The 8,546-nt window shown below is 72.9% G+C and carries 6 protein-coding genes; 2 read left to right on the top strand and 4 right to left on the bottom strand.

The genetic code is table 11. The features are described from left to right. The first annotated feature begins 85 nt into the window (after positions 1 to 85). The gene (locus A949_RS0120695) at positions 86 to 2,146 is read left to right on the top strand and encodes a SpoIIE family protein phosphatase (RefSeq protein ID WP_026004873.1); all 2,061 of its coding nucleotides are present in this window, start codon (positions 86 to 88) and stop codon (positions 2,144 to 2,146) included. A 145-nt stretch (positions 2,147 to 2,291) separates the two neighbouring features. On the opposite strand, the gene A949_RS0120700 is transcribed toward A949_RS0120695, so the two are convergent. The 4 genes from A949_RS0120700 to A949_RS0120715 all read right to left on the bottom strand — a co-directional run bounded on the left by A949_RS0120700 (position 2,292) and on the right by A949_RS0120715 (position 6,299). Then, entirely contained in the window at positions 2,292 to 3,080 is a 789-nt protein-coding gene (locus tag A949_RS0120700; protein WP_019357942.1) for a succinate dehydrogenase/fumarate reductase iron-sulfur subunit, read from the bottom strand. Beyond that, the gene (locus A949_RS0120705; RefSeq protein WP_019357943.1) at positions 3,077 to 5,062 is read right to left on the bottom strand and encodes a fumarate reductase/succinate dehydrogenase flavoprotein subunit; all 1,986 of its coding nucleotides are present in this window, start codon (positions 5,060 to 5,062) and stop codon (positions 3,077 to 3,079) included. The genes A949_RS0120700 and A949_RS0120705 overlap by 4 nt, the downstream gene beginning before the upstream one ends. A 16-nt stretch (positions 5,063 to 5,078) precedes the next feature. After that, positions 5,079 to 5,930, bottom strand: a complete 852-nt coding sequence (locus A949_RS0120710; RefSeq protein WP_026004874.1) for a hypothetical protein — start codon at positions 5,928 to 5,930, stop codon at positions 5,079 to 5,081. A gap of 81 nt (positions 5,931 to 6,011) precedes the next feature. Next, positions 6,012 to 6,299 (bottom strand): hypothetical protein, encoded by a 288-nt coding sequence (locus A949_RS0120715; RefSeq protein WP_019357945.1) that lies wholly within the window; start codon positions 6,297 to 6,299, stop codon positions 6,012 to 6,014. Between the two features lie 525 nt (positions 6,300 to 6,824). Between A949_RS0120715 and A949_RS34070 the strand changes: the two genes are divergently transcribed. Then, positions 6,825 to 8,546: ABC transporter family substrate-binding protein (locus tag A949_RS34070; RefSeq protein WP_158687612.1), on the top strand; the 1,722-nt coding region annotated here is incomplete at its 3' end.

Raw genomic sequence — 8,546 nt, forward strand, 5'->3', positions numbered from 1 at the left:
ATCGGGAAGAGCGGGCTCCGGATGGCTCTCCGGCCTGCCACACTTCTCGGACCGGAGGCGAGCACCGGCAGTGGAAGGGGCGGCATTGAGCGATATCCCGGTGGAGGCGGCCGGTAAGCAGGACGACGTACGTCGTGCCCTGGCCCTGCTGAATGCCGCGGGCGCGCGGATCGGCAACTCGCTGGACCTGGAGACCACCGCCCGCGAACTGCTGGACGTGGCGGTGCCCCAGTTCTGCGATCTGGCCTCCGTCGACCTCTACGAGAGCGTGCTGGCCGGTGACGAGCCCCGCCCCGTCGGACCGACGCCTCCCGAGGACACCGACGGCGCCGAGGGCTTCGGCGGACCGGAGTCCGGCCGGTGCGAGACGGCCGAGAGCCGCCTCGCCGACGGGCTGCCCCGGCGCCGCCGGGGGCCGGTCGGCTCGCCGCGCGGAGAGCTGCGCCGGGTCGCCTTCGCCAGCGCCGTCGCCAACACCCCCTACGGATACGTGCTGCCCGACGAGGAGGCGCGGGCCGGCGAAGCCGTGGTCCGCCCGCGCGGCGCAGCCCGGGACGGCACCGCACCGGACGGCGGCGCACCGGACGGCGGCGCCTCGGCGCAGGGCGCCGCCCGCGCCCGGGCCAACGGCACCGCGTCGGCCGCCGCGCAGCCGGGGCAGCCCGCGGAGGTGGGCTCCACGCACTGCTACGCCGAGCACTCCCCGTTCGCCACCGCGCTGCGCACCGGCCGGGTGCAGAACATCCCCGGCCAGGACGGCACCGTACCGGCGCAGTTCGGCGCCGTCGTGCAGTCCACACTCGCCGTGCCCATGGTCGCCCGGGACCGGGTACTGGGCCTCGCGCAGTTCTCCCGCGCCAAGGGCAGCGAGCCGTTCGGCGAGCGCGACGGCGCCCTCGCCGCCGAGCTGGCGGCCCGCGCCGCCGTCTGCATCGACAACGCCCGCCTCTACCGCCGGGAGCACGAGCGCGCCCTCATCCTGCAGCGCAGCCTGCTGCCGCCGGGCGACCCGGAGGCCGCCGGGCTGGAGATCGCCTGCCGCTATCTGCCAGGCAACCCGGCCACCGAGGTCGGCGGCGACTGGTTCGACGTCATCGAACTGCCCGGCCACCGCACCGCCATCGTCGTCGGCGACGTGATGGGGCGCGGGCTGCGGGCGGCGGTGGCCATGGGCGAACTCCGCACCGCCGTACGCACCCTCGCCCTCACCGACATGGAACCCGCCGAGGTGCTGGGCGCGCTGGACGAGATCGCGCGCGGTCTGGGCGATCCGCGCAAGCAGCACTCGCAACGGGGCCAGCGGGGCAGCGACACCGACCTGTCCGAGGTCTACCTGGCCACCTGCATCTACGCCGTCTACGACCCGGTCTCCCGACGCTGCACCTTCGCCAACGCGGGGCATCTGCCGCCCATCATGGTCGAGCCGGGCGAGCCCGCGCTGCTGCTGGAGGTGCCCAAGGGGGTGCCGCTCGGCGTGGGCGGCGAGCCGTTCGAGGAGATCGAGATCGAGCTGCCGGAGGGGGCGATGCTCTCCCTCTACACCGACGGCCTGGTCGAGTCCCGGGACCACCCGCTGGACGAGGGGCTGGACCGGTTCCGCTCGGCGCTCACCGATGCCGCCGAGCCGCTGGAGGACACCGCGGACCGGGTGCTGCGCACCCTCAACGTGCACCACGGCGAGGACGACATCGCCCTCCTCGTCGCCCGGGTGCAGGGGCTGGATCCCGGTCACGTCGGCGACTGGACGCTGCCGCCCGAGCCGCGGTCGGTCGCACGGGCCCGCGAGCTGATGTGCGAGCAGCTCGCCGCCTGGGACCTGGAGGCGCTCAGCGACACCGCCGAGCTGCTGGTCAGCGAACTGGTCACCAACGCGCTGCGGTACGGCGAGGGGAACATCCGGCTCCGGCTGCTGCTGGAGCGGACGCTGGTGTGCGAGGTGTGGGACGCGGGGCAGGTCCAGCCGCGCAGGCGCCGGGCCCGGGACACCGACGAGGGCGGCCGGGGACTGCAACTGGTCGACCTGCTCTCCACCGGCTGGGGAAGCCGCCGGGTGCCCTCCGGGAAGGCCGTCTGGTTCCAGTTGGCCCGCCCCGAGGAAGGGGCGGCGGTACCGGACCCGACCGAGGCACTGCTGAACCTGTTCTGAACGCCTCGGCCCCCGCCCGCCATCGCCGCGAGCGAGGCGGTGGCCGCCGTCGGCCGGGGGCCCGAACCGCTGTCGGACGGCTGGGGTCGGAACGCGCGAGACGGCCGGTGCGCCGCGCACCGGCCGTCTCGAGGTGTCCGGCCCGTCAGTTCGTCCGGCGGCGGATCTTGTTGCCCAGCCAGACCAGCGGGTCGTACTTGCGGTCGGCGGCGCGTTCCTTGAGCGGGATCAGCGCGTTGTCCGTGATCTTGATGTGCTCGGGGCAGACCTCGGTGCAGCACTTGGTGATGTTGCAGTAGCCGAGCCCGTGCTCCTCCTGCGCCGTGGACTTGCGGTCCAGGCCGGTCTCCTCGGCGGCGTCCAGCGGGTGCATGTCCAGCTCGGCGACCCGCATCAGGAAACGCGGCCCGGCGAAGGCCGTCTTGTTCTCCTCATGGTCGCGCACCACATGGCAGGTGTCCTGGCACAGGAAGCACTCGATGCACTTGCGGAACTCCTGCGAGCGCCCCACGTCCTCCTGCTGCATCCGGTACTCGCCCGGACCCAGGTCCTGGGGCGGCACGAACGCGGGCACCTGCCGCGCCTTCTCGTAGTTGAAACCGACGTCCGTCACCAGGTCCCGCACCACCGGGAAAGCCCGCAGCGGGGTGACGGTGAGGGTCTCGTCGCGGTCGAAGACCGACATGCGGGTCATGCACAGCAGCCGGGGCCGCCCGTTGATCTCCGCGCTGCACGAACCGCACTTGCCCGCCTTGCAGTTCCAGCGGACCGCGAGATCCGGGGCCTGGGTCGCCTGGAGGCGGTGGATGATGTCGAGGACGACCTCGCCCTCGTTCACCTCGACGGTGAAGTCCTCCAGGCCGCCGCCGTCCACATCGCCGCGCCAGACCTTGAAGTGCGCGTCGTAGCTGGTCGTGTCCGGTGCGGTAGTCACTCGCTCGTCAGCTCCTCGTCGGTCAGATACTTGATCAACTCCTCCTTCTCGAACAGCTCAAGGAGGTCCTTGCGGATGGGCGGCATCTCGCGGCGCCGCAGTGCGATCCGGCCCGCGCGGCCCGCCCCCGCCTCGGCGGCCGGCTCGGCACCCGCTTCGGCACCGGCCGGTTCCGGGGCGGTGGCGGCGAGGGTGCAGACCAGGTTGGCGCGGCGCCACTCGCGGTCCATCTCGGGATGGTCGTCGCGGGTGTGCCCGCCGCGCGACTCGGTACGGTTCAGCGCGGCGCGGGCCACGCACTCGCTCACCAGCAGCATGTTGCGCAGGTCGAGCGCCAGGTGCCAGCCCGGGTTGAACTGCCGGTGCCCCTCCACCTTCGCGCGGCGGGCCCGCTCGCGCAGTTCGGCCAGCCGCTCCAGCGCCTCGGACATCTCCTCCTCGCGGCGGATGATGCCGACCAGCTCGTTCATGGAGCGTTGCAGGTCCTGGTGGACCGTGTACGGGTTCTCGGCCGCCGCCGGTTCCTGCGCGCGCTCCTCCTCCGGCGCCGATCCCACGCCGAAGGGCCGCAGCGCCTCGGCCGCCGCCGCGTCGATCTGCGCGTCGCCGACCCGCAGGCGCTCATCGGCATGGCCGCGCGCGTACTCGGCGGCGTGCAGCCCGGCCCGGCGGCCGAAGACCAGCAGGTCGGAGAGGGAGTTGCCGCCCAGCCGGTTGGAGCCGTGCATCCCGCCGGCCACCTCGCCGGCCGCGAACAATCCCGGCACGCCCCGGGCCGCCGCGGTGTCCGAGTCGACGTCCACGCCGCCCATCACATAGTGGCAGGTCGGGCCGACCTCCATCGGCTCGGCTGTGATGTCGACATCGGCCAGCTCGCGGAACTGGTGGTGCATGGAGGGCAGCCGTCGCTTGATCGTCTCGGCGGGCATCCGGGTGGAGACGTCCAGGAAGACCCCGCCGTGCGGCGAGCCGCGCCCCGCCTTGACCTCCGCGTTGATGGCCCGTGCCACCTCGTCGCGGGGCAGCAGCTCGGGCGGGCGGCGGTTGCTGTCCGGGTCCTCGTACCAGCCGTCGGCCTCCTGCTCGGATTCGGCGTACTTCTCCTTGAAGACGTCCGGGACGTAGTCGAACATGAACCGCTTGCCCTCGGAGTTGCGCAGCACTCCGCCGTCGCCGCGCACCGACTCGGTGACCAGGATGCCCTTCACCGACGGCGGCCAGACCATCCCCGTGGGGTGGAACTGCACGAATTCCATGTTGATCAGCGAGGCGCCGGCCAGCAGTGCCAGCGCGTGCCCGTCCCCGGTGTACTCCCAGGAGTTGGAGGTCACCTTGAACGACTTGCCGATGCCGCCGGTCGCCAGCACCACGGCGGGCGCTTCGAGCACGAAGAACCGGCCGCTCTCGCGCTCGTAGCAGAACACCCCGGAGACCCGGTCGTCCTCCTTGAGGACCTGGGTGACGGTGCACTCCTGGAAGACCTTGATGCGGGCCTCGTAGTCGCCGCTCTCCTTGAAGTCCTCCTGCTGGAGCGAGACGACCTTCTGCTGGAGCGTGCGGATCAGCTCCAGGCCCGTGCGGTCGCCGACGTGGGCCAGCCGCGGGTACTCGTGCCCGCCGAAGTTGCGCTGCGAGATCCGGCCGTCCGGCGTGCGGTCGAACAGCGCGCCCCAGGTCTCCAGCTCCCATACGCGGTCGGGGGCTTCGCGGGCGTGCAGTTCGGCCATCCGCCACTGGTTGAGGAACTTGCCGCCGCGCATGGTGTCGCGGAAGTGCACCTGCCAGTTGTCGCCCTCGTTGACGTTGCCCATGCTGGCGGCGATGCCGCCCTCGGCCATCACCGTGTGGGCCTTGCCGAAGAGCGATTTGCAGATCACCGCGGTGCGCAGCCCCTGCTCCCGGGCCTCGATCGCGGCCCGCAGTCCGGCGCCCCCCGCGCCGACGATGACGACGTCCCATTGCTGACGTTCGACGTGTGCCATGTCGCTGGTATCCCTCTCAGAAGAGCCGCGGGTCGGTGATGGTGCCGGTGGCGAGCAGGTAGACGTAGAAGTCCGCCAGCGCCACGCTGAGCAACGAGGCCCAGGCGAGCAGCATGTGCCGCTCGTTGAGCTTTCCGACCCAGCCCCACATCCGGTAGCGCACCGGATGCTTGGAGAAGTGCCGCAGCCTGCCGCCGATGATGTGCCGGCAGGAGTGGCAGGAGAGGGTGTACGCCCAGATCAGCAGGATGTTGAGGAGGAAGACCAGCGTGCCCAGGCCCATGTGGCCCCACTCGTACTGCTCGTTGCGGAAGCCGAGCACGGTGTCCCAGGTGAGGATCCCCGCGACCAGCAGCGCCGCGTAGAAGAAATAGCGGTGGACGTTCTGCAGGATCAGCGGGAAGCGGGTCTCGCCGGTGTACTTCCTGTGCGGTTCGGCGACCGCGCAGGCCGGGGGAGAGGCCCAGAAGCCGCGGTAGTACGCCTTGCGGTAGTAGTAGCAGGTGAGCCGGAAGCCCAGCGGGAAGATCAGGATGAGCAGTGCGGGGGAGAGCCCCCACCACTCACCGAACAGGCCCCAGTTGGGCCCGCCCTTCATGGTCGAGCAGTTGTCCGCCAGACAGGGCGAGTAGAACGGCGAGACATACGGCGCGTGGTAGTAGTCGGCGTTCGCGAACGCGCGCCACGTCGAGTAGACGACGAACGCGAGCAGTCCGAGTGCGGTCGCGGCGGGGGCGAGCCACCACCGGTCCGTGCGCAGATGCGGCGCGGCGATGGCGGCGCGGGTGCCGGCGCGCACGCCGGTGGATCCCGGGTCCGCGGGAGGGCGGGACCCGGTGTTCGGTCGGGGTTCGGTGCCAGTGGCCAACGGTTTCTCCGGATGAGACGGCTGGGGTCAGGGCAGGCCCGGGCAGCTGGGCGTGCCTTCAACGACTCGCTGTCCAACGAGTCACGGTGCGTGCCGGTCGCGCGCTCCGAGCCCCTCGTCGTCGACATCCGTCCACAGGCCCGGGTCGTAGGGCTGGTCGGGGATGGTCACCATCTCGGCGGGCGGCTCGGCCCTCGGCGGCGGAGCGGTGGCTCTCAGCAGGGAGAGCGACTCCTTGAGGTGTTCGGCGTCGCTGCGTACCCGCCTGATCTCCAGGCCGGTGCCGACGTGTTTCTCCAGTCGGCCCACGCAGCGCGCGAGATCGTCCAGGCAGCGCTGAGCGGCTGTCAGTTCGTCCTGCAGAGACATGACTTGCCCACCTCCGCGGTGGTGGCGGCTGGCGCGGTCCATGCGCGTGGCGAGTGTTGCGCGTCACACTCCCGCTTGTGAAGGGTGCGGTACGCCTTTCCGTCGTACGGGCCACCCGGGCGGCGCCCGGGGCCCGCGGCGCCGGTTGCGGGGCGGTGTCCGAGGGGTGCGGGCCGGGCCGCCGGTCCGGGGTCCGGCCGGGCCGCTGATCCAGGGGCACTGTCCGGGGCACTGTCCGAGGAGCACTGGCCGAGGGGCGCGTCGGCCCCGGGCGCACTCGAATGTCCGTACGGGGCCACTGCGCGGGTCAGTCCGTTCGGGTGGCCGGTGGGGTGCGGGGCCCGGCTGTGCGCTCCCCGCCTGCCACCCCGGAGTGCTCCGCACGGGTGGCGTGTGTACTCCGTACGTCGTGTTGCCCGCCTCCCGGGTGTGCGGGCGCCCTCGGCGGGGCGAAAAGATGTGATGAACCGCCAAAGCCGCCGAAAGTGGACGTACGCGGGCGCGGTCAGCCCCGGAGGTTTCAGCATGCGAGCCGTCCCAGCCGAATCACCAAGGCCCTCGAGGCCGCCCCGGTCGGAGAGGAACCCCGGCCGGTACGCCACCGTCCCGCTGAGCAGGAACCGGCGCCGCACCCGGCGCTGGATCGCCGCACTGGCCGCCGGGGTGCTGCTGCCGCTGCCACTCGCCGCGTGCGGGGGGTCGGACTCGCAGGACGCCGAGGCCGGGAACGTCGGCTCGGCCCGGGCCGGCGGCGATGTACGGGCCGCCGCGCGGCAGCAGATCGCCTCCGGCGGCACCCTGCGCTGGGCGGTGGACGCGCCGCCCAGCACGTTCAACGTCTTCCAGCCCGACTCGACCGAGGTGACCCAGCGGGTGGCCGGGGCCACCCTGCCCTCGCTGTTCGACCTGGACAAGCGCGGCCGCCCGCAGGCCGACCCGGACTTCCTGCGCAGCGCCGAGGTCACCGACACCGACCCGCGGCAGACCGTCGTCTACAAGCTCAACCCCAAGGCCCGCTGGAGCGACGGGCGGCGGCTGGGTGCGGCGGACTTCCGTGCCCAGTGGAAGGCGCTGCGCGGCAAGAACAACGCCTACTGGACCGCGCGGAACGCCGGATACGACCGGATCCGGAAGATCACCAAGGGTGCCGGGGACGACGAGGTGAAGGTCGTCTTCGGCAAGCCGTACGCGGACTGGCGGTCGCTGTTCACGCCGCTGTACCCGAAGCAGGCCATGCGCAGCCCGAAGGTCTTCAACGACGGTCTCCGCACCTCGCTGCCCGCCGCCGCGGGCCCGTTCCGGGTGGCGAAGGCGGGCAAGGACCGCTCCCGCACCCTGCTCAAGCGCAACCCCCGCTGGTGGGGCGACCGCGCGAAGCTGGACCGCATCGTACTGACCGCCGTCCCCCGCGACGAGCGGACCGCGGCCCTGGCCAAGGGCAAGGTGGACGTCGCCGACATCGGCGCCTCGACGGCCGAGCGGATCGGCGCCTCGAACGGGCTGGGCGGCCCGCAGCGCCCCGACGCGGCCGAGGGGGCCAAGAACGCGGCGGAGGCCCGCAAGCTGGAGGCGAAGCGGCGCGAGGCACGCAAGCGCAAGGCCCGGGAGCGGCTGGGCGCCGCCACCGCGCGGGCCCTGGGCGACTACGAGGTGCGCCGGGCCCTCGACCCGGCGTACACCCAGCTCACCCTGAACGCCTCCGGCGGCCCGCTCGCCGACGAGCGGGTGCGCCGCGCGGTGGCGCAGGCCATCGACCGGGACGAGCTGGCGGAGAAGGCGCTCGCGGGCACCGGGCTGCCGGACGATCCGCTCGGCAGCCATCTGCGGATGGCCGACCAGGACGGCTACCGGGACAACAGCGGGGCCTTCGGCAGCGCGGATCTCGACTCCGCGCAGTCCCTGCTGGCCGACGCGGGCTGGAAGACCGGCGGCCTCGCCGGGCCGAAGGCCGACGGGAGCGCCGGCAAGGCGGACGGCGGGCAGCAGAAGGGCGAGAAGGGCGAGAAGGGCGAGAAGGGTGACGAGAAGGAGGACCGGGCCGACGGCGGGCCCGCCGAGCCGCCCGCGGCGGCCGGCTCCCCCGACGCGGGCGGTCGCGCGCCGCACCGCGCCGCGGCCGAGGCTTCCGTCGTGCGGCTGACCGCCGCGCAGATCGCCCGGGTCGTGGACCGGCCGCTGGGTCTGGCGGCCTCGGCCACCGCCCAGCGCGGCGCCGTCCTGGCCCAGGCCGCGCACTCCAGCCTGGCC

This window comes from Streptomyces sp. AA1529 (genome assembly GCF_000280905.1).
In the GTDB taxonomy this organism is placed as follows: domain Bacteria; phylum Actinomycetota; class Actinomycetes; order Streptomycetales; family Streptomycetaceae; genus Streptomyces.